Below are 22,035 nucleotides of genomic sequence, written 5' to 3'. Positions count from 1 at the left end.
CGGAACTGAGGCAGAACGAGGTGCGTGGACACCGATGGGCACACGTCGGTCACGACGCGTGCGTCGGCACTCTCCGCCAAGATCGTCCGTAACACAACGTTGCGGAGAGTCATTGGAAGCCGAGTTGGGTGACCCGCGTCACAGATCAGTTTTGATCAATACGCGTCATTGACGACCATTCGGATAGGCACGGAAATCCACTGCATTCCCGTCACACCGTCTCCCCAAAGGGGCGGGAAAGTGGAGATCCCCGACGTCGCCCTCCTCACTTTCCGCACATATGTAACGAGTGCGTAAACATCTTTTGCCTGGACGCCTCCCCCCGGGCCTGCGATCGTGTGCGCGCTCTGTGCCCCGCGATTCGCCGTACGGGGCTGCCCGCGTTGTCCCCCCGTCCGCCTGGTCCCCACGGGAGTAGACCGCCGTGACCGCGCCTCGCCTCCTCAGCCCCTTCGTGCGTACGCGCACCAGGCTGGCCTGCACCCTCGGCCTCCTGCTGGCCGCACTCACCGCGAGCCTCCTGCCGTGGTGGCAGTGGCCGCCCGGAGACGGTGACCGGCCCCCGGGGGACCGGGCCGCCGGCGCCAGACCGGCGGCGACCGGCCCCCGCGACGAGGCGGCCGCCGCGGCCGAGGCCCGCCGCAGCCGCAAGCCGGTGCTGGTGGACACGGCCACCACCGCCACCTCCCGCACCTGGGCACTGCCCGGGGGCGGACTGCGCAGCCAGTTCCACGCCCTGCCGCAGCGGGCGAAGAACGAGGAGGGCCGCTGGGCGGCCATCGACACCGGGCTGGAGCGGACGGACGACGCCCCCGGAGCCCTCGGCATCAGCCCGGCCAACGCCCCCTTCCCCGTGCGGTTCTCCAACGGCACCGCGGGAGGCGAGCGCGGCGGCGACCGGGGCGAGCGCTCGTACGCCCGGAGCCCGCTCACCGCGCGGGCCGACGGCACGCCCGCCGACGCGCCCGCCGGGGAGACCGTCCTGGCCGAGACCGAGATCGACGGCCACACCATCGCCTACACCTGGCCCGGCCCGCTGCCGGAGCCGGTGCTCGACGGCCCCCGCGCCCTCTACCCCGAGGTCCTGCCCGGCGTCGACCTGCTCCTCGTCGCCCGCGAGGAGGGCGGCTTCGGCCAGCTCCTGGTCGTCAAGGACCGGAAGGCCGCCGGGCAGAAGGCCCTGGAGACCCTGACCTACGGCCTGCGCTCGAAGACGGCCGTCTTCCGCCACGACGAGACCACCGGCGGGGTGCGCGTCCTCGACCGGGACGGGAAGGAGGTCGGCTCCGTCCCCACCCCCTTCGCCTGGGACTCCTCCGGCCGCGACCCCGAGGCGCCCGACGCGCCGCTCCACACCTCCACGGCCACCCCCGCCGACGTGCTGCGGCTCTCCGGCCTGAGCGGCGTCGAGCCCGGCGCCCGCCAGGCCCCGCTGCCGACCGGCCTCGACGGCGACGGCACCGGCAGCGCCCGCCTGCACCTGGACGCCGCGGCCGCCGGGCTGCTCACCGACGAGGACGTCCGCTTCCCCCTCTTCCTGGACCCGACGCTCGAAAGCGGCCGGACGGCCTGGACGACCGCCTACAAGCCGTACCCCAACACCAGCTTCTACAACGGCACGAACTTCAGCTCCGGCACCTCCGACGCCCGCGTCGGGCACGAGGACGACACGAACGGCACCGCCCGCTCCTTCTGGCGGATGGGCTACTCCAGCAGCCTCAAGGGCGCGGAGATCACCGACGCGGACTTCAAGGTGCTAAACAACCACTCCTGGTCCTGCACCGCCCGCCAGTTCGAGCTGTGGATGACCGGCGCCATCTCCTCCGGCACCACCTGGAACAAGCAGCCGAGCTGGACCGCCCTCCAGGACAAGAAGAGCTTCGCCCACGGCTGGTCCAGCTCCTGCGCCGACGAGTACGTGTCGTTCGACGTGACGAACGCCGCCCAGCGGGGCGCCGACGGCGGTTGGTCGAGCATCACCCTCGGCATGCGGGCCACCAGCGAGTCCGACACCCAGACCTGGCGCAAGTTCCGGGCCGCCTCCGCGACGCTGGAGGTCGACTACAACCGCAAGCCCACCGAGCCGAAGTACGGCAAGACCTCACCCGGCGGCGACTGCGTGCCCGGCCCCGGCGGCGGCCGCAAGGTCGGCAAGACCAACCTCGTCCTGTCGGCGACCGCCACCGACCCCGACGGCAACCTCAGGGGCCTGCGCTTCCGCTTCTGGAAGACCGGCGGGACCGTTCCCAGCGGCACCCTGGTCACCAGCCTGAGCAGCGGCAAGGGTTCGGTCACGATCCCCTCCACCTCCCTGGAGGACAAGGCCACCTACTCCTGGGACGTCCGCGCCGAGGACTCGGCCGGCGCCGTGTCCACCTTCTTCCCGCCCGGCACGGAACCCTGCCGCGTCACCATCGACGGCACGGCGCCCCCGGCTCCGGAGGTCAGCAGCGACGACTTCCCGGAGGTGACCCCCGACGGCGCGACCTGGGCGAAGGTCAAGTTCGGCCAGGTCGGCTCCATCACCTTCACCTCCACCCCCGACACGGTCAAGTTCAAGTACGCCTTCGAGGGCCTCCAGCCCCTGTACGTGAACGCCGTCTCGGGAACGGCCACCGTGAACGACCTGAGGCCGCGGCATGCCGGCCCCACCTACCTCCACGTGTACGCCTACGACGCCTACGGCAACCCCAGCGAACGCACCGACTACGCCTTCTACGTCCCGCCGAAGGACGCCGCCGACGGACCCGGTGACACGGGCGGCGACGGAATGCCCGATCTGCTCATCATCGACGCCAACGGGAACCTGCGGACCCTGCCCTCCGACGAGGGCGGCGAACTGTACGGCTCCCTGGCCTCCTCCTACACCACCGGCGGCAAGCTCAACCCGCCGGGCCACTGGTACGACCCGGCCGCCCCGGAGGAGAGGAGAGCGGCCCTGATCACCAAGCACTCGGACGCCTACCCTGGCGACGGCACCACCGACCTGTTCGCCCGCACCCCCGACGGCGGCTTCTGGCTCTACCCCGGCGACGGATACGGCAGCTTCAACGTGGACAAGCGGATGCGGATCCTGCTGCCGTCCAACGCGCCCGACCCGGCGACCTGGACGCAGATCAAGGCGGTCGGCGACGTCACCGGCGACAAGCTGCCCGACCTGTTCCTGCGGGCCGGCACCGCCTTCTGGGCGCTGACCGGCTACACCGGGGCGAGCTTCCAGGAGGCGACGCTGATGAACGGCAGTGCCTGGGCCCGCCGGGACGTGGTCAACGTGGCGGACGTGGACCTGGACGGCACACCCGACCTGCTGTGGCGCAACCTGGACAACGGCAACATGTACATCCGCCACGGCAAGCCGGGAACGGGCACGGGCGGCGTGGACCTGCACTCGCTGAAGCTGGCCGCCAACTCCCGCGACGGGGACGTCAACTACGGAACGGGCTGGGCCGAAACCAACATCCCGGTGGTCATCGGCATCCCGGACGTGAGCGGGGACCGCATCCCCGACATGTGGGCCGTCTACGGCTCGGACGGCAAGACGCGGATCTACTACCCGTCCAAGACCAACACCAACGATGCGGTGAAGATGGTCCTCTCGGTGGACTGGAGGGACATCAAGTCCTTCGGCTGAGCCTCTTCGCCTCTCCGTACCGGCGGCGGACCCGGGCAGACCACTGCCCGGGCCCGCCGCCGTGCGGAACCGCCTGTCGGCGTACGGTACGGCGGTATGCTGGTGTCAGCGACCTGCCGTGCGCGACAGGAAGTCGGCCCACGCGTCCGGCGCGAAGGCGAGCCGCGGGCCCCGTATGTCCTTGGAGTCGCGGACGTGGACGGTGCCAGGGGTAGCCGCGACCTCGACGCAGTCGTTGTCGTTGCTGCCGCTGTAGCTGCTCTTGACCCAGTTCAGCGCGGAACCGTCTCCGGCGGAGGGCTTGAGCGTCATGTGATCTCTCCCAGCAGTTTCTCGATGAAGGCCAGCGACTCCCGTGGGCTGAGAGCCTGGGCGCGGATGATGCCATACCGCAGCTCAAGCACCTGGACTTCCTTGGGGTCGGAGACCACGCGGGTGTTGAGCTGGGACTCGCAGTAGCCCACCGCCGTGCCGTCCCTGAGCTTCAGCACCTGGAGCTGACCTCCCATCCCCGCATGCTCCTCACGATCCAGTGGCATCACCTGGATCTCGACATGCCTCAACCGGCCGATCTCCAGCAGGTGTTCGAGCTGTTGGCGCAGCACCATTCTGCCCCCGAGCGGGCGTCGGAGCGTCGCCTCTTCCTGGACAAAGGTCAGTGTCGGGGTCGGCCTCCGCTTGAAGATCTCCTGTCGGGCCATGCGAGCAGCCACGTACCGTTCGAGGTCGTCTTCGGAGTGAGCTGGGCGCCTCATGTTGAACAGGGCTCGTGCGTACTCCTCCGTCTGCAACAGGCCGTGGATGTTGTGGTTGTTGTAACCACCCATCTCAACGACTTCGGCCTCCAGCCTGGCCAGATCCCGCACCTTCTTGGGGTAGCGGGCCTCCTCCACGTCCTTCTTCATCGCGGCGAGCTTGCCACCCGCGCCCACGACCTCGTCCGCCTTGCCCAGGAACTCCGGGTGCGGCAGGCGCCTGGCGCGCTCGACCGCCGAGACCATGCCCAGGCTGTAGCCGATGGCGTCGCCCAGCTCCTGCTGCGTCAGCCCGGCCGACTCCCGCCACAGCTTGATCTGGCGGCCGGCGGCCTTCACCACCGGCGCGTACTCGTCGTCCCAGTCCGGTTCCCAGGGCGTGCCGTCCGCGCCGCCCGTCGTGTGGCTCCCTCGTGCCGCGCCCTCGTTGTCCACAGCCATGTGCACCAGCCCCTCCGTGTTCGCCGTGCCCGTGTCCAACAGCGCCCGAACCGGAGCCGTCACGCCGTACAAGCCGCACAGTCCCGTCCCGCACTCGCACAGCCACTCCCCGTCCGAACGCCGTCACCAAGAGTCACATTAGGCACAGGGGGTCCGTTAACGCACTCATTCGGCGGAAAATCCCTCGAACAGGAAATTCCACTTCAGACGGTGGTTTCACCGGAGCCGTGGGCAGGCCGGCGGACTCGGGCGTGGCAGGACGACGACGAGGCCCCTGCCCGTCGCGCCGGTGGTCGCTTCCACCAGCGCTTCGGGCAGGGGCCTCAGTGGTCGGCGTCCCCTACCGGGTCAACACCTCTATGAGTAGTTCCAGCGCTGCCCGTCGGCGCGCTGCTTGCAGTAGATGATCCGGCCGGCGGAGTTGTGCGTCTGCATACCGAGGTGCTTGTTGGCGCAGAACTGGCCGGCCTGGTAGCAGTTGCCCGCCGGGGAGGTCAGTTCGCACTGGCCGTTCCACTGGGCGGCACCGCCGGAGCCGCCCGAGGAGCCCGAGCCGCCGATGGAACCGGAACCGCCGCCGGAACCGCTGTTGGCCGGAGGCGCCGGGGTGTAGTCGGGGTCGTTCTTCCGGTCCTTGTAGGTGCCCTTGCCCGACGGGCAGGAGCCGCCCTCGACCAGGGTCAGCTTCGCCTCGGTGTCCGGCTTGGCGTCCTTGCCCGCCGAGGGCGACTGGAAGCAGACCTTGTAGCCGTCCGCGTCGCCCTCCACGTCGGCGGAGGAGACGGACACGTCCTTGTACGCCGACTCGACGTCGATGTCGTCCTCATCCAGGCCCACCTTGGCCAGCGCCTTGACGGCCTTGGCGTAAACCTCTCCGGTGACGTCGGGAATCCGGGGCCAGGTGAGCGAGCCGCCGTCCTTCTTCGGGCAGAGAGCGCCCTCCCGGACGGCTCCGTAGTCGACGGTGCCGTAGCCGATCTCCTCGAAACACACCTTCCATTTCCCGGAAGGCTCGGCGTCGCCCTTGTTGGCGTTGTGGGCGGAGACCTCGTAACCGGCGTCCTCGGCGGCTTCCCTGGCTGCTTCGAGGGCCTCGCCCTTCTGGGAGGAGATTCGCTCCGGCTCCGCCGTCACGGTGGCGGTCGCGGTCGCCGTGACGGTGGCGGTCTCCTTCGGCTCCGCCCCGGCGCCGCCGTCCGAGCAGGCCCCGAGCACGAACGCGCCGAAGGCGATGAACCTCCCGCGGATCGCGGTGCGACCCCCCGTCCGCTTTCCTCGTCCCGGAAGATTCCGGGTCGTCTTCCGATCATGTGCTTGCCGTTCGCGCGATATGTTCCGCGCAGCGTGAAACAACGCCATCCCGCCCCCCTGGCAGTGCCGTTCGTGCGGCGAACGCTAGCCGGGCGGAGCCGTCCGGGGCAGGCGATACGCAAAACCGGTTCTCACCCGTTTCGAGCGCCGAGGGTCGAATGCCGCGCGCAGCGGGGCGGGACGGGTCGGTGCTCACGGACCGGCCGCACAGGCCGGCACACGAGCCGGACAGGAACCTCCTGAGCATGTGTCAGGTCTGGCCGGGGCGGACACGAGTGGACACGCTGGGTGACGTGACTCCAGAGACCACCCGAACCGAGAGCCCCGCCCCGGCCCCCGCCCAGGGCCTCTCCGTACTCCTCTCCCCCACCCGCCGGGGAGCCCGGCTGGCCCGGCTCCTGACCGTCGCGCACCTGGCCGACCAGGGGCTGCCCACCGAGGCGGCCGCGCAGATCACCGCCGAGCTGGCGGGCAACGCCGTCCTGCACGGACGCGTGCCCGGCCGGGACTTCCGGCTGGGCCTGCGCGTCACCGGGAACGGCGGTGACGGTGACGGCGTCACGCTGCGCATCGAGGTCTCCGACGCACGCGGCGACCGCCTCCCGGCCGTGCCCGGCCCGCCGGCGCCCGAGGACGCGGAGGGCGGGCGCGGGCTGCTGCTCGTCGAGGCGCTGGCCGACCGCTGGGGCGTGGAGACCTGGCCGCCGCCGCGCAAGACGGTCTGGGCCGAACTCGACCTCCGCCCCTGACCCTGTCGCACGTACCGCACCCGCGCCATCCACACGTACCGCCCACGCACCGCCATGGACACGCACCCGATGACCAGTGAGACCGCCCGCGCCGCACGCAACCGCCTCGGCGACCTCATCGACCGCGCGCTGCGCGGCGAGCACACCGTGATCACCCGCAACGGCAAGGAGGCCGCGGCCGTCGTCCCCGTCTCCCTCCTGCGCAGGCTGCGCCTGCTGGAGGACGCCGCCGACCGCCGTGCCGTCCTGGACGCCCTCCACGAGCCCGTCTACGCCCTGGACGAGGTGCTGCGCGAGACGCTGGAGCGCTGCCGGTGACGTACGACGTCCGCCTCGCCGCCACCGCCCGCGAACACCTCCGCGCACTCGACCGGGAACGGGCCCTGCGCATCCTGGGCAGGCTCACCGATCTGCTCGCCGACCCGTACGCGCCGGACACCACCGCCCTGCCCGGCTCGTACGAGAGCGAACGGCGGCTGTGCGCGGGCGACCACCGCGTGGTCTACGCCGTCCACGACCGCCGGCAGCAGGTGCACGTCGTCCGCATCGCCCACCGCGACGAGGTCCACCGGCCCTCCTGACCCCGGCGGCCCGTGCGGCGCCCGCGGGGCTCCGCTCAGGCGGCGGAGGAGCGGCCGGGCGGGGCGTTCCCGCCGGACGGGCCGTCGCCGTCGCGGCGCGGGGCGAAGACGAACGCCGACCCGTCACCGTCCAACTCGACGGTCAGCGAGGCGTCCAGTGCCTTGGCCAGGCGGGTCGGCAGAGGCAGGGTCGGCGAGGACCAGATCGACCTGGACCCTGCCGCCATGTACGCGGCGGTACGCCGGATCGCGGACAGGTGGAAGAACCCGCCGGGAACCGTGGAGGACGTGCTCGGATCGCCGGAGCGAGACGGCATGGTCGCCGCAGCCGCGGCCCTTCGAGCTCTCTGAACGGACAACGGCCGTATCGGCCTCAGCCCGGCCGGGGGCGGGTCACGGAAGGCGCGGCAGGGCCCTCACTTCACCTTGTGCTTGCAGCCCAGGACGTCCTTGCCGTCCTGGTTGTCGTCGACCTTCTCGCCGTCGACGGTGATGGTGCAGGGCGCGGGCCTGAGCATGCCGTCGTCGCCCGGGACCGAGCCGGGTACGACCGACACCAGTACGCCCACCTCCTGCTCGGCCTTCGTCAGGGAGAGTTCGACCGTCTTCTTCCACGGGAGCGTGACCTGCTCGGTCCTGTTCCCATCGGCGGCATAGGCGATCTGCGTCTTCCCGGTGCCTTGGACCTCTAGGGTCACCTCGCGCACCACCTCGCCGCCCTCGCCCGCGCCTCCGCCGCCCGCACCACCGCCCGGCTCCTCGCTCCCGGAGGCCGACGGGGCGGACTTCCCCTCGGCTCCCCCGTCGTCCCCGCCGCCGCATCCCGTCAGCAGCACACCGGACACGATCAGGGCCAGTCCGGCGGTCGTCCTGCGCATCCCCGCTCCCCTCACGAATCGGAACCGCCCGGGGTGTCCCCGGACCGCACCGGCGATCCTAGTCAGCCGGGACCGGCCGAACGGCCCTGGGAGACGGGCCTGTTCGCCCGCCGGAGAAGGCCGGAGCCGCCCGGGGCGGCCGTGGGAACCGGCTCGCGCCGGAAGGGGCCGGCGGGCAACGGAAAGGGCCCGTACGACTCACGTCGTACGGGCCCTTTCGCCGACCGAGAGGTCAGCGGTGCCTCAAGAGGCGGACCGGGTCACTTGACGATCTTGGTGACCTGGCCGGCGCCCACGGTCCGGCCACCCTCGCGGATGGCGAACTTCAGGCCCTCCTCCATGGCGACCGGCTGGATGAGCTCGACCTTCATCTCGGTGTTGTCGCCCGGCATGACCATCTCGGTGCCCTCGGGGAGGGTCACCACGCCGGTCACGTCCGTGGTACGGAAGTAGAACTGCGGGCGGTAGTTGTTGAAGAACGGGGTGTGGCGGCCACCCTCGTCCTTCGACAGGATGTAGGCCTGGGCCTCGAACTCGGTGTGCGGGGTGACCGAACCCGGCTTGATGATGACCTGGCCGCGCTCGACGTCCTCGCGCTTGATGCCGCGGAGCAGCAGACCGACGTTCTCACCGGCCTGGCCCTCGTCGAGCAGCTTGCGGAACATCTCGATGCCGGTGACCGTGGTGGAGGTCTTCTCCGGCTTGATGCCGATGATGTCGACGTTCTCGTTGACCTTCAGGACACCGCGCTCGATACGGCCGGTGACGACCGTACCGCGACCGGTGATCGTGAAGACGTCCTCGATCGGCATCAGGAACGGCTTCTCGACGTCACGCTCGGGCTCCGGGATGGACTCGTCCACGGCCTTCATCAGGTCGAGGACGGACTGGGCCCACTGCTCGTCGCCCTCGAGCGCCTTCAGCGCCGAGACGCGGACGACCGGAACCTCGTCACCCGGGAACTCGTACTCGGAGAGCAGCTCACGGACCTCGAGCTCGACGAGCTCCATGATCTCCTCGTCGTCCACCATGTCGGCCTTGTTCAGGGCGACGACGATGTACGGAACGCCGACCTGGCGGGCCAGGAGCACGTGCTCCTTGGTCTGCGGCATCGGGCCGTCGGTGGCGGCGACCACGAGGATGGCGCCGTCCATCTGGGCAGCACCGGTGATCATGTTCTTGATGTAGTCCGCGTGACCCGGGCAGTCGACGTGGGCGTAGTGACGGGACTCCGTCTGGTACTCGACGTGCGCGATGGAGATGGTGATACCGCGCTGACGCTCCTCAGGAGCCTTGTCGATGTTCTCGAACGCCGAGACCTCGTTCAGGTCGGGGTAGGCGTCGTGCAGCACCTTGGTGATCGCCGCGGTAAGGGTGGTCTTACCGTGGTCGATGTGACCGATGGTGCCGATGTTGACGTGCGGCTTAGTCCGCTCGAACTTCGCCTTCGCCACTGGGGTCCTCCTGTGGACTGGTGCTGTACTCCCCCGCGCTCCGCGGAGGGGTTCAGGTGGTCGTGCCGAACCGGTCAGGACCCCGAGGGGACGCCCTTGACCGCTTCGTATCTGGGTGGGCGGGCTGCCGGGGCCCGTCACCGCGCGGCGCGCGCCCGGTGACGGGAGACCCCGAAGGCCTTGTTGTGCTCCAGCCTAATGGGTGGATAGCGCCACGAAACGTGCGCTACTCGCCCTTGGCCTTCGCGATGATCTCCTCGGCGACGTTCCTGGGAACCTCGGCGTAGGAGTCGAACTGCATCGAGTAGCTCGCGCGACCGGAGGTCTTGCTGCGCAGGTCACCGACGTAACCGAACATCTCCGACAGCGGAACCAGGCCCTTGACGACCTTGGCGCCGGCGCGGTCCTCCATGGCCTGGATCTGGCCACGGCGGGAGTTGATGTCACCGATCACATCGCCCATGTAGTCCTCGGGCGTGGTGACCTCGACGGCCATCATCGGCTCCAGCAGGGCCGGGCTGGCCTTGCGGGCGGCCTCCTTGAAGACCATGGAGCCGGCGATCTTGAACGCCATCTCGGAGGAGTCGACGTCGTGGTAGGCGCCGTCCAGCAGCGTCACCCGCACGCCGGTGAGCGGGTAGCCCGCCAGCACGCCGAACTCCATGGCCTCCTGGCAGCCGGCGTCCACCGAGGGGATGTACTCCTTGGGGATGCGGCCACCGGTGACCTTGTTGACGAACTCGTAGCCGTCGCCCTCGAGGGGCTCGACCGCGATCTGCACCTTCGCGAACTGGCCGGAACCGCCAGTCTGCTTCTTGTGCGTGTAGTCGACCTTCTCGACGGCCTTGCGCAGGGTCTCGCGGTAGGCCACCTGCGGCTTACCGACGTTCGCCTCGACCTTGAACTCGCGCTTCATCCGGTCGACCAGCACCTCAAGGTGCAGCTCGCCCATGCCCGCGATGATGGTCTGCCCGGTCTCCTCGTTCGTCTTGACCTGGAAGGACGGGTCCTCCTCGGCCAGACGCTGGATGGCGACACCCAGCTTCTCCTGGTCGCCCTTGGACTTCGGCTCGATGGCGACCTCGATCACCGGGGCCGGGAAGTCCATGGACTCCAGGATCACCGGAGCGGACGCGTCGCAGAGGGTCTCGCCGGTGGTGGTCTGCTTCAGACCCATGACGGCGACGATGTCGCCGGCACCCACGCTGTCGATCTCCTCACGCTTGTTCGCGTGCATCCGGTAGATCTTGCCGATGCGCTCCTTCTTGCCCTTGACGGAGTTCAGCACCTGCGTGCCGGACTCCAGGCGGCCCGAGTAGACCCGGATGAAGGTGAGCTTGCCGAGGTGCGGGTCGCTCGCGATCTTGAAGGCGAGAGCGGCCAGCGGCTCGTCCTCGGACGGCTTGCGCTTGATGACCTCGTCGGCGTCGGAGGGGGACTGCCCCTCGATCGCCTCGATGTCGACCGGCGACGGCAGGTAGCGCACGACCGCGTCGAGCAGGGGCTGAACACCCTTGTTCTTGAACGCGGTACCGGTGAACACCGGGGTGACGGTGGTGCCCTCGCCCTTGCCGGACTCGATGGTGATACGGCGGATCGCCGAGTACAGCTGCTCCTCGGAGGGCTCCTCGCCCTCCAGGTACAGCTCCATCAGCTCCTCGTCGTTCTCGGCGACGGCCTCGAGCAGCTTGCCGCGCCACTCCTGGGCCTGCTCCTGCATGTCGGCCGGGATGTCGACGACGTCGTACATCTCGCCCTTGGCGGCCTCCGCCGACCAGACCAGGGCCTTCATGCGGACCAGGTCCACGACGCCCTGGAAGTCGGACTCGGCGCCGATCGGGAGCTGCATGACCAGCGGCTGCGCACCCAGGCGGCCCACGATCATCTCGACGCAGCGGAAGAAGTCCGCGCCGGTGCGGTCGAGCTTGTTGACGAAGCAGATACGCGGAACGCCGTAGCGGTCCGCCTGGCGCCACACCGTCTCGGACTGGGGCTCGACACCGGCCACCCCGTCGAACACCGTCACGGCACCGTCGAGCACGCGCAGGGAACGCTCCACCTCGACGGTGAAGTCGACGTGGCCCGGGGTGTCGATGATGTTGATGGTGTGGTCGACGTTGTCGAGCGGCCAGTGGCAGGTCGTCGCGGCCGACGTGATGGTGATGCCGCGCTCCTGCTCCTGCTCCATCCAGTCCATGGTGGCAGCGCCGTCGTGGACCTCACCGATCTTGTAGCTCACACCGGTGTAGAACAGGATCCGCTCGGTGGTGGTCGTCTTGCCCGCGTCGATGTGGGCCATGATCCCGATGTTGCGGACCCTGGCCAGGTCAAGTGAAGTGGTAGCCATAAGGCTCAGTCTTCTCTCGGTTCTCGATGGGGGAAGCGACTACCAGCGGTAGTGCGCGAAGGCCTTGTTGGACTCGGCCATCTTGTGGGTGTCCTCGCGCTTCTTCACGGCGGCGCCGAGCCCGTTGGAGGCGTCGAGCAGCTCGTTCATCAGACGCTCGGTCATCGTCTTCTCGCGGCGCGCGCGGGCGTAGCCCACGATCCAACGCAGCGCGAGAGTGGAGGAACGGCCGGGGCGGACCTCGACCGGAACCTGGTAGGTGGCGCCACCGACGCGGCGGGAGCGGACCTCGAGGGTCGGCTTCACGTTCTCGAGCGCGCGCTTGAGCGTGATGACCGGGTCGTTGCCGGTCTTCTCGCGCAGGCCCTCCATGGCGCCGTACACGATGCGCTCGGCGGTGGAGCGCTTGCCGTGCAGCAGCACCTTGTTGATGAGGGAGGTCACCAGAGGAGAACCGTAGACCGGGTCGATGATGACCGGCCGCTTCGGGGCGGGGCCCTTACGAGGCATGCTTACTTCTCCTTCTTGGCGCCGTAGCGGCTGCGAGCCTGCTTGCGGTTCTTGACGCCCTGGGTGTCGAGGGAGCCGCGGATGATCTTGTAGCGAACACCCGGCAGGTCCTTCACACGGCCACCGCGCACGAGCACGATGGAGTGCTCCTGCAGGTTGTGGCCCTCACCCGGAATGTAAGCGGTGACCTCGATGCCGCTGGTCAGACGCACACGCGCGACCTTACGCAGGGCCGAGTTCGGCTTCTTGGGGGTGGTGGTGAAAACGCGCGTGCAGACGCCGCGGCGCTGGGGCGAACCCTCGAGTGCCGGCGTCTTGTTCTTCTCGACCTTGTCCTGTCGGCCCTTGCGGACCAACTGCTGGATCGTAGGCACCGTTTCTCCGGTTTCTGTGTGCCAGTCTCGGTACAACTAACCCGGGCCACTCTCCGACCCACGCGGTCGGGTGTGTCGAAGGCTGCACACTCCCGCGATGCGGGGCCCACTGGGTGAGAAGCATGCAGATTTCGGTGTCCCCGTCCTCACATCCCGCGGCGTCTTGGCGCACACGAGAGCGCAGGGGATACCCCAGGCACAAGGTCAGAGCGTACCTACCGCATCGGCTCCGGTCAAAACAAATGCCCATGCCACCGTAGTGGGCGCGGAGCGGTAGCGGAAGAGCGCCCGAAGTCCCCCGCCCCTCCGGCGAACCGCCCTCCGGCTCCCTTCACGCGGCGGGCCGGCCCGACGGAAGGCTCACGGCGAGGCGGCCGCGATCACCACGATCGCCAGCAGTACCAGCGCGGCGAACCCGATCGTCAGCCAGCCCAGGACCAGGCCGGCCATGGCCATCCCGTCGCCCTTCTCGCCGGTGCGGCGGATCTCGGCGCGCGCCTTGTGCCCCAGGATCACCGCGGGAATGGCGGTGACCCCGTAGAACGGCGTGAGGACCCCGCAGACCAGGGCTCCGACCGCGGAGTTGTTCGTCTGGGGCGGGGGCGGCAGGAAGGTGCGCGGCACCGCAGGCTGGTACGGCTGAGCGTACTGCGGCGCGGGTGCGGGCACCGCCATCGGCCCCTGCGGCAGATCGGCGATGAGCGCGTGCAACTCCCCGTACGTCTGCGCCTGGTGGGCCCGGCCCATCCGCTGCTCGTACTCGGCGAGGCTCAACCGGCCCTCGGCGTAACCGGCCTTGAGCACGTCCACGGTGCGCTCCCGGTCCGCGTGGGACGCGCGCATCATCGGCAGTTGCGACGCCTGGTGCGCGGCCTGCGAGGGCTGCGGCAGGTGCGGCCCCGCCTGCCCCGGCGGACCACCGTACCCGCCCTGCTGACCCGGCTGTCCCCATGGCTGGTACGACACCGGCTCCACCTCCCCACGTTCGGGCTGCCCCCATCATCCATGACGCCGGCGCCCCTTGGGGAGTTCCGGGCGCCGGGGACACACCGCGCGCACCGGCGGGACCGACCGGAACGGCGGAAACAGTGGGAACGGCGGGGAACACACCGCGGGGCGGCCCCTCCGAGGAGGGGCCGCCCCGCGGGCTTGTCCGACAGCCCGTGTCAACGGGCCGTGTCAGCGGACCGCACGGCCTCGCTCAGCCGTTGTACGGACCGTAGTCGTAGTCCTCCAGCGGGACCGCCTGGCCGGAGCCGGTGCCGAAGGGCGAGTAGTCGATGTCGTCGTAGCCGACGGCCGAGTACATCGCGGCCTTCGCCTCCTCGGTCGGCTCGACCCGGATGTTGCGGTAGCGGGACAGGCCCGTACCGGCCGGGATGAGCTTACCGATGATGACGTTCTCCTTGAGGCCGATCAGGGAGTCCGACTTGGCGTTGATCGCCGCGTCGGTCAGGACCCTGGTCGTCTCCTGGAAGGACGCCGCCGACAGCCAGGACTCCGTGGCCAGCGAGGCCTTGGTGATGCCCATCAGCTGCGGACGGCCGGAGGCCGGCTGGCCGCCCTCCGCCACCACGCGGCGGTTCTCGCCCTCGAACTTCGAGCGCTCGACCAGCTCGCCGGGCAGCAGCTCGGCGTCGCCGGACTCGATGATCGTCACACGGCGCAGCATCTGCCGGATGATGATCTCGATGTGCTTGTCGTGGATCGACACACCCTGCGAGTTGTAGACCTTCTGGACCTCGCCCACCAGGTGCACCTGCACCGCGCGCTGGCCGAGGATGCGCAGCACGTCGTGCGGGTTGGTGGCGCCGACCGTCAGCGGCTGGCCGACGTCGACGTGGTCGCCCTCGGAGACCAGCAGACGGGCGCGCTTGGACACGCCGTAGGAGGTCTCGTCGGAACCGTCGTCGGGGGTGACGACGATCTTCTTGGTCTTCTCCGTCTCCTCGATCCGCACGCGGCCGGCGGCCTCGGAGATCGGGGCGACACCCTTGGGCGTGCGGGCCTCGAAGAGCTCGACGACACGCGGCAGACCCTGGGTGATGTCGTCACCGGCCACACCACCGGTGTGGAAGGTGCGCATCGTCAGCTGGGTGCCGGGCTCACCGATGGACTGGGCGGCGATGATGCCGACGGCCTCGCCGATGTCCACCAGCTTGCCGGTCGCCAGCGAGCGGCCGTAGCACATGGCGCAGGTGCCGACGGCGGACTCGCAGGTGAGGACCGAGCGGGTCTTGACCGTCTCCACGCCGTGCCGCACCAGCTCGTCGATGAGCACGTCGCCCAGGTCGGTGCCGGCCGGGGCCAGCACCTTGCCGTCGACGGTGACGTCCTCGGCGAGGCAGCGCGCGTACACGCTGGTCTCGACGTCGTCCGCCTTGCGCAGCACGCCGTCCGCGCCCTTGGACGCGATCACGAGCTTCAGGCCGCGGTCGGTGCCGCAGTCCTCCTCGCGGATGATCACGTCCTGCGAGACGTCCACCAGACGACGGGTCAGGTAACCGGAGTCGGCGGTGCGCAGCGCGGTGTCCGCCAGACCCTTACGGGCGCCGTGCGTGGAGATGAAGTACTCCAGCACGGACAGACCCTCGCGGAACGACGCCTTGATCGGCCGCGGGATGGTCTCGTTCTTGGCGTTGGACACCAGACCGCGCATACCGGCGATCTGGCGCATCTGCATCATGTTTCCGCGGGCGCCCGAGTCGACCATCATGAAGATCGGGTTGGTCTTCGGGAAGTTCTCCGCCATGGCCTCGGCGACCTCGTTGGTCGCACGGGTCCAGATGCCGATGAGCTCGTTGGAGCGCTCGTCCTTGGTGATCAGACCGCGCTCGTACTGCTTCTGGACCTTCTCGTCCTGCGCCTCGTAGTTCGCGATGATCTCCCTCTTGGCCTCGGGGACCACGACGTCGGAGATCGCGATGGTGACGCCGGAACGGGTCGCCCAGTGGAAACCGGCCGACTTCAGGTTGTCCAGCGCCGCGGCGACGACGACCTTGGGGTAGCGCTCGGCGAGGTCGTTGACGATCGCGGAGAGCTGCTTCTTGCCCACGGTGTAGTCGACGAACGGGTAGTCCTCGGGCAGCAGCTCGTTGAAGAGCGCGCGGCCCAGGGTGGTGCGCAGCCGGAACGGGTCGCCGGACTGCCACTCGGGCTCGCCCTCCTCCGCGACCGGCGGGGTCCAGCCGCGGGGCGGGACCGAGCCGACGGGGAAGCGGATGTCGATCTTCGCCTGGAGCGACAGCTCCCGGGCGTCGAACGCCATGATCGCCTCGGCGACCGAGTTGAACGACCGGCCCTCGCCCTTGACCTCGCCCTCCACCTTGTCGGTGGTGAGGAAGAACAGGCCCAGCACCATGTCCTGGGTCGGCATGGTGACGGGGCGGCCGTCGGCCGGCTTGAGGATGTTGTTCGAGGACAGCATCAGGATGCGGGCCTCGGCCTGCGCCTCCGCGGACAGCGGAAGGTGCACGGCCATCTGGTCGCCGTCGAAGTCCGCGTTGAACGCGGTGCACACCAGCGGGTGGATCTGGATGGCCTTGCCCTCGACCAGCTGCGGCTCGAAGGCCTGGATACCCAGGCGGTGCAGGGTCGGCGCGCGGTTGAGCAGCACCGGGTGCTCGGCGATGACCTCTTCGAGCACGTCGTACACGACCGTGCGGCCGCGCTCGACCATGCGCTTGGCCGACTTGATGTTCTGCGCGTGGTTGAGGTCCACCAGGCGCTTCATCACGAACGGCTTGAACAGCTCCAGCGCCATGGCCTTGGGCAGACCGCACTGGTGCAGCTTGAGCTGCGGGCCGACGACGATCACCGAACGCGCCGAGTAGTCGACGCGCTTGCCCAGCAGGTTCTGGCGGAAGCGGCCCTGCTTGCCCTTGAGCATGTCGGACAGCGACTTCAGCGGACGGTTGCCGGGGCCCGTGACCGGGCGGCCGCGGCGGCCGTTGTCGAAGAGCGCGTCGACGGCCTCCTGGAGCATGCGCTTCTCGTTGTTCACGATGATCTCGGGCGCGCCGAGGTCGAGAAGCCGCTTCAGGCGGTTGTTGCGGTTGATGACACGGCGGTACAGGTCGTTCAGGTCGGAGGTCGCGAAGCGGCCACCGTCCAGCTGCACCATCGGACGCAGGTCCGGCGGGATGACCGGCACGCAGTCCAGCACCATGCCCTTGGGGCTGTTGCGGGTCTGCAGGAACGCGGAGACGACCTTGAGGCGCTTGAGCGCACGGGTCTTCTTCTGGCCCTTGCCGGTCCGGATGATCTCGCGGAGCTTCTCCGCCTCCTCCTCCAGGTCGAAGGTCTCCAGCCGCTTCTGCAGCGCGGCGGCGCCCATCGAGCCGTCGAAGTAGGTCCCGAAGCGGTCGCGCAGCTCGCGGTAGAGCAGCTCGTCGCCCTCCAGGTCCTGGACCTTGAGGTTCTTGAAGCGGTTCCAGACCTCGTCCAGGCGGTCGATCTCGCGCTGGGCGCGGTCGCGGATCTGCTTCATCTCGCGCTCGGCGCCCTCGCGCACCTTGCGGCGCACGTCGGCCTTGGCGCCCTCGGCCTCCAGCTCCGCGAGGTCGGCCTCCTGCTTCTTGGCCCGGGCCTCCAGGTCGGCGTCGCGGCGCTGCTCGATCTGCTGGCGCTCCACGGAGACGTGGGCCTCCAGGGAGGGCAGGTCGCGCGTGCGGCGCTCCTCGTCCACCCACGTGATCATGTAGGCGGCGAAGTAGATGACCTTCTCCAGGTCCTTCGGGGCGAGGTCGAGCAGGTAGCCCAGACGGGAGGGCACGCCCTTGAAGTACCAGATGTGGGTGACGGGGGCGGCGAGCTCGATGTGGCCCATCCGCTCACGGCGCACCTTGGCGCGGGTCACCTCGACGCCGCAGCGCTCGCAGATGATGCCCTTGAAGCGGACGCGCTTGTACTTGCCGCAGTAGCACTCCCAGTCCCGGGTCGGACCGAAGATCTTCTCGCAGAAGAGCCCGTCCTTTTCCGGCTTGAGCGTGCGGTAGTTGATGGTCTCCGGCTTCTTGACCTCGCCGTGGGACCACTGACGGATGTCGTCAGCGGTGGCCAGGCCGATTCGCAGCTCGTCGAAGAAGTTGACGTCGAGCACTCTCGTCAATCCCTCTCAGGGTTTGTGCCCCTCGCGTCGGTGGGACCGAGGAGCTCTGTGGTGGTCTGAACGGGGGTCCCGGGGAGGCCGGGGAGCCGCCCCTCCGCCTCAGGCTGGAAGGTGCGGCGCCCCGGCCGGCCCGTCAGACCTCTTCGACGCTGCTCGGCTCTCGCCGGGACAGGTCGATGCCGAGCTCTTCCGCGGCGCGGAAGACGTCCTCGTCGGTGTCGCGCATCTCGATGGACATGCCGTCGCTGGACAGCACCTCCACGTTGAGGCACAGGGACTGCATCTCCTTGATGAGCACCTTGAAGGACTCGGGGATGCCGGGCTCGGGGATGTTCTCGCCCTTGACGATGGCCTCGTAGACCTTCACGCGGCCGGTGACGTCGTCGGACTTGATGGTCAGCAGCTCCTGGAGGGCGTACGCGGCGCCGTATGCCTCCAGCGCCCACACCTCCATCTCGCCGAAGCGCTGGCCACCGAACTGAGCCTTACCGCCCAGCGGCTGCTGGGTGATCATGGAGTACGGGCCGGTCGAGCGGGCGTGCAGCTTGTCGTCGACCAGGTGGTGCAGCTTGAGGATGTACATGTAGCCGACCGAGATCGGGTCCGGGAACGGCTCGCCGGAGCGGCCGTCGAAGAGCCGGGCCTTGCCGGAGGGCAGGACCATCCGCTCGCCGTCGCGGTTGGGCCGGGTCGCCGTGAACAGACCGGCGATCTCGTCCTCGCGGGCGCCGTCGAACACCGGGGTGGCGACGTTGGTGCCGGGGGCGACGTCGTCGGCGCCGATCGAGGCGAGCCGCTTCTGCCACTCCTCCTCGATCCCCTCGACCTTCCAGCCCTGGGAGGCGAGCCAGCCCAGGTGAATCTCCAGGACCTGGCCCGGGTTCATCCGGGACGGGACGCCCAGCGGGTTGAGGATGACGTCGACCGGGGTGCCGTCCTCCATGAACGGCATGTCCTCGATCGGCAGGATCTTGGAGATGACGCCCTTGTTGCCGTGGCGGCCGGCGAGCTTGTCACCGTCGGTGATCTTGCGCTTCTGGGCCACGTAGACGCGGACGAGCTGGTTGACGCCCGGAGGCAGTTCGTCGCCCTCCTCGCGGTCGAAGACGCGGACGCCGATGACCTTGCCGGTCTCGCCGTGCGGCACCTTCAGCGAGGTGTCGCGGACCTCGCGCGCCTTCTCGCCGAAGATCGCGCGCAGCAGCCGCTCCTCCGGGGTCAGCTCGGTCTCGCCCTTCGGGGTGACCTTGCCGACCAGGATGTCGCCCGCCTCGACCTCGGCGCCGATGCGGATGATGCCGCGCTCGTCGAGGTCGGCCAGGACCTCCTCGGAGACGTTCGGGATGTCCCGCGTGATCTCCTCGGGGCCCAGCTTGGTGTCGCGGGCATCGACCTCGTGCTCCTCGATGTGGATCGAGGAGAGGACGTCGTCCTGGACGAGGCGCTGCGACAGGATGATCGCGTCCTCGTAGTTGTGGCCCTCCCACGGCATGAACGCCACGAGCAGGTTCTTGCCGAGCGCCATCTCGCCCTGCTCGGTCGAGGGGCCGTCGGCGAGGACCTGGCCGGTCACCACGCGGTCGCCCTCGTCCACGACGACCTTCTGGTTGAAGGAGGTGCCCTGGTTGGAGCGGAAGAACTTGGCGACCCGGTACGTGGTGTACGTGCCGTCGTCGTTGGCCACGGTGACGTAGTCGGCGGAGACCTCCTGGACCACGCCGTCCTTCTCGGCCTTGATCACGTCACCGGCGTCGACCGCGCAGCGGTACTCCATGCCGGTGCCGACCAGCGGGGCCTCGGCCCGGATCAGCGGGACGGCCTGGCGCATCATGTTCGAGCCCATGAGCGCGCGGTTGGCGTCGTCGTGCTCCAGGAACGGGATCATGGCGGTCGCGACCGACACCATCTGGCGCGGCGAGACGTCCATGTAGTCGACCTCGTCGCCGGGGATGAGGTCGACCTCGCCGCCGCGGCGGCGGACCAGGACGCGGTCCTCGGCGAACCGCATGTCGTCGGTCAGCGGCGCGTTGGCCTGGGCGATGACGTAGCGGTCCTCCTCGTCGGCGGTCAGGTAGTTCACCTCGTCGGTGACCACGCCGTCGACCACGCGGCGGTAGGGGGTCTCCACGAAACCGAACGCGTTGACCCGGCCGTAGGAGGCCAGCGAGCCGATCAGGCCGATGTTCGGGCCTTCGGGGGTCTCGATCGGGCACATGCGGCCGTAGTGCGAGGGGTGCACGTCGCGGACCTCGAAGCCCGCCCGCTCACGGGACAGACCGCCGGGGCCCAGCGCGGACAGACGGCGCTTGTGGGTCAGGCCCGACAGCGGGTTCGTCTGGTCCATGAACTGCGACAGCTGGCTGGTGCCGAAGAACTCCTTGATGGAGGCGACGACCGGCCGGATGTTGATCAGGGTCTGCGGCGTGATCGCCTCGACGTCCTGGGTCGTCATCCGCTCGCGGACGACGCGCTCCATACGGGCCAGACCGGTGCGGACCTGGTTCTGGATGAGCTCGCCGACGTTGCGCAGGCGGCGGTTTCCGAAGTGGTCGATGTCGTCGGTCTCGACGACGATCGTCCGGCCGTTCTCACCGACCGTCTCGGTCTCGCCGGCGTGCAGCTTGACCAGGTACTTGATCGTGGCGATGACGTCGTCGACGGTCAGCACGCCGGCGTCCAGCGGCTGGTCGCCGCCGAGCTTCCGGTTGATCTTGTAACGGCCGACCTTGGCCAGGTCGTAGCGCTTGGGGTTGAAGTAGAGGTTCTCCAGCAGCGTCTGCGCGGCCTCGCGCGTCGGCGGCTCGCCCGGACGCAGCTTGCGGTAGATGTCGAGCAGCGCGTCGTCCTGGCCCTGGGTGTGGTCCTTCTCCAGGGTGGCGCGCATGGACTCGTACTGGCCGAACTCCTCCAGGATCTGCTCGGTGGTCCAGCCGAGCGCCTTGAGGAGGACGGTGACGGACTGCTTGCGCTTACGGTCGATGCGGACACCGACCATGTCGCGCTTGTCGATCTCCATCTCCAGCCAGGCGCCGCGAGACGGGATGATCTTGGCAGAGAAGATGTCCTTGTCGGACGTCTTGTCGATGTTGCTGTCGAAGTAGACGCCCGGCGAGCGCACCAGCTGGGAGACCACGACACGCTCGGTGCCGTTGATGACGAAGGTGCCCTTGTTGGTCATGAGCGGGAAGTCGCCCATGAAGACCGTCTGGGACTTGATCTCGCCGGTCTCGTTGTTGGTGAACTCGGCGGTGACGAACAGGGGCGCGGCGTAGGTGAAGTCGCGCTCCTTGCACTCGTCGATCGAGTTCTTCGGCGGCTCGAAGCGGTGATCGCGGAAGGTGAGCGACATCGACCCGGAGAAGTCCTCGATCGGGGAGATCTCCTCGAAGATCTCCTCCAGACCGGACTTGGTGGGGACATCCTCACCGCGCTCCAGCGCCGCCTCGACGCGAGCCTTCCAGGCGTCGTTGCCGAGCAGCCAGTCGAAGCTCTCGGTCTGCAGCGCAAGGAGGTTCGGAACCCCGAGGGGCTCCTTGATCTTCGCAAAGGAGATACGCAGCGGGGCGGTGCTGGCGCCGTTGTTCGAATGGGCGGTCGAGGCGTTGCGCGAGGCGGCCAAGAGGGGGTCCTTCCGAGGGCTCGGACTCACTACGCGCGCCGTGCCCCTGGTGACGGGCAGGGGACAGTTAATAGGCAGCGCAAAGGGTCAGTGTAGCCACAAGGCCCACTGATGTCCAGTGCGATATCCGGAGACCGGCACGCGGTACCAATCTCTCCCTCCGGAGGGGCGAGCCCCTCGCCAGTTGTTCAACGCCTGCCGCAAGGTTTCCCACTTCGCCGGCGATCCATGCCTCGGATTGTGGATCGGTGTGACGACGCGTCCTGAGAATTGCG

At 69.0% G+C, this 22,035-nt stretch carries 17 protein-coding genes; 5 read left to right on the top strand and 12 right to left on the bottom strand.

What is annotated here, in order from left to right; genetic code table 11:
• The first annotated feature begins 424 nt into the window (after positions 1–424).
• The gene (locus BMY40_RS17415) at positions 425–3,631 is read left to right on the top strand and encodes a DNRLRE domain-containing protein (RefSeq protein WP_093660580.1); all 3,207 of its coding nucleotides are present in this window, start codon (positions 425–427) and stop codon (positions 3,629–3,631) included.
• A 105-nt stretch (positions 3,632–3,736) separates the two neighbouring features.
• On the opposite strand, the gene BMY40_RS17410 is transcribed toward BMY40_RS17415, so the two are convergent.
• The 3 genes from BMY40_RS17410 to BMY40_RS17400 form a co-directional block, all read right to left on the bottom strand.
• Positions 3,737–3,943 (bottom strand): DUF397 domain-containing protein, encoded by a 207-nt coding sequence (locus BMY40_RS17410; protein ID WP_093660578.1) that lies wholly within the window; start codon positions 3,941–3,943, stop codon positions 3,737–3,739.
• Positions 3,940–4,827: a helix-turn-helix domain-containing protein gene (locus tag BMY40_RS17405; protein WP_093660733.1), complete on the bottom strand. Its 888-nt coding sequence runs from the start codon at positions 4,825–4,827 to the stop codon at positions 3,940–3,942. The genes BMY40_RS17410 and BMY40_RS17405 overlap by 4 nt, the downstream gene beginning before the upstream one ends.
• Before the next feature lie 357 nt (positions 4,828–5,184).
• Complete coding sequence (locus BMY40_RS17400) at positions 5,185–6,042, bottom strand: PASTA domain-containing protein (protein WP_107436776.1); 858 nt, start codon at positions 6,040–6,042, stop codon at positions 5,185–5,187.
• A gap of 389 nt (positions 6,043–6,431) precedes the next feature.
• Here BMY40_RS17400 and BMY40_RS17395 point away from each other — a divergent pair, with 389 nt between their 5' ends.
• From BMY40_RS17395 to BMY40_RS17385, 3 genes are all read left to right on the top strand, one after another.
• Positions 6,432–6,887, top strand: coding sequence for an ATP-binding protein (locus BMY40_RS17395; RefSeq protein WP_093660731.1), 456 nt, complete (start codon positions 6,432–6,434; stop codon positions 6,885–6,887).
• A 69-nt stretch (positions 6,888–6,956) separates the two neighbouring features.
• Entirely contained in the window at positions 6,957–7,205 is a 249-nt protein-coding gene (locus BMY40_RS17390) for a type II toxin-antitoxin system Phd/YefM family antitoxin (protein WP_093660574.1), read from the top strand.
• Entirely contained in the window at positions 7,202–7,468 is a 267-nt protein-coding gene (locus tag BMY40_RS17385) for a type II toxin-antitoxin system RelE family toxin (protein WP_177214046.1), read from the top strand. Before BMY40_RS17390 ends, BMY40_RS17385 begins: the two co-directional genes overlap by 4 nt.
• A 35-nt stretch (positions 7,469–7,503) precedes the next feature.
• On the opposite strand, the gene BMY40_RS28680 is transcribed toward BMY40_RS17385, so the two are convergent.
• Positions 7,504–7,695, bottom strand: a complete 192-nt coding sequence (locus tag BMY40_RS28680) for a hypothetical protein (RefSeq protein ID WP_342745079.1) — start codon at positions 7,693–7,695, stop codon at positions 7,504–7,506.
• Here BMY40_RS28680 and BMY40_RS29230 point away from each other — a divergent pair.
• Positions 7,694–7,819, top strand: coding sequence for a VapC50 family PIN domain-containing toxin (locus BMY40_RS29230; RefSeq protein ID WP_483883293.1), 126 nt, complete (start codon positions 7,694–7,696; stop codon positions 7,817–7,819). The genes BMY40_RS28680 and BMY40_RS29230 overlap by 2 nt on opposite strands.
• 65 nt (positions 7,820–7,884) lie before the next feature.
• Here BMY40_RS29230 and BMY40_RS17375 read toward each other — a convergent pair whose 3' ends face one another.
• The 8 genes from BMY40_RS17375 to rpoB all read right to left on the bottom strand — a co-directional run bounded on the left by BMY40_RS17375 (position 7,885) and on the right by rpoB (position 21,760).
• Entirely contained in the window at positions 7,885–8,346 is a 462-nt protein-coding gene (locus BMY40_RS17375; protein WP_093660570.1) for a hypothetical protein, read from the bottom strand.
• Positions 8,347–8,606: 260 nt separating this feature from the next.
• Positions 8,607–9,800 carry an elongation factor Tu gene (gene tuf, locus BMY40_RS17370; protein ID WP_093660568.1) on the bottom strand — a complete coding sequence of 398 codons (1,194 nt, stop codon included), beginning with the start codon at positions 9,798–9,800 and terminating at the stop codon, positions 8,607–8,609.
• 226 nt (positions 9,801–10,026) lie between these two features.
• Entirely contained in the window at positions 10,027–12,147 is a 2,121-nt protein-coding gene (gene fusA, locus BMY40_RS17365) for an elongation factor G (protein ID WP_093660566.1), read from the bottom strand.
• A gap of 39 nt (positions 12,148–12,186) precedes the next feature.
• Positions 12,187–12,657, bottom strand: a complete 471-nt coding sequence (rpsG, locus tag BMY40_RS17360) for a 30S ribosomal protein S7 (protein ID WP_093660564.1) — start codon at positions 12,655–12,657, stop codon at positions 12,187–12,189.
• A 2-nt stretch (positions 12,658–12,659) separates the two neighbouring features.
• Positions 12,660–13,031 carry a 30S ribosomal protein S12 gene (gene rpsL, locus BMY40_RS17355; protein ID WP_003948652.1) on the bottom strand — a complete coding sequence of 124 codons (372 nt, stop codon included), beginning with the start codon at positions 13,029–13,031 and terminating at the stop codon, positions 12,660–12,662.
• 360 nt (positions 13,032–13,391) lie between these two features.
• Positions 13,392–13,874, bottom strand: coding sequence for a DUF1707 and DUF4190 domain-containing protein (locus BMY40_RS17350; protein ID WP_093660729.1), 483 nt, complete (start codon positions 13,872–13,874; stop codon positions 13,392–13,394).
• A gap of 358 nt (positions 13,875–14,232) precedes the next feature.
• A complete protein-coding gene (locus tag BMY40_RS17345; protein WP_093660562.1) occupies positions 14,233–18,132 on the bottom strand; it encodes a DNA-directed RNA polymerase subunit beta' in 3,900 nt (1,299 codons plus the stop codon).
• A 142-nt stretch (positions 18,133–18,274) separates the two neighbouring features.
• A complete protein-coding gene (gene rpoB, locus BMY40_RS17340) occupies positions 18,275–21,760 on the bottom strand; it encodes a DNA-directed RNA polymerase subunit beta (RefSeq protein ID WP_093660560.1) in 3,486 nt (1,161 codons plus the stop codon).
• Positions 21,761–22,035: the final 275 nt, after the last annotated feature.

Source organism: Streptomyces radiopugnans, assembly GCF_900110735.1.
GTDB classification, from domain to species: domain Bacteria; phylum Actinomycetota; class Actinomycetes; order Streptomycetales; family Streptomycetaceae; genus Streptomyces; species Streptomyces radiopugnans.
This window is presented reverse-complemented; position numbering and strand designations above follow the sequence as displayed.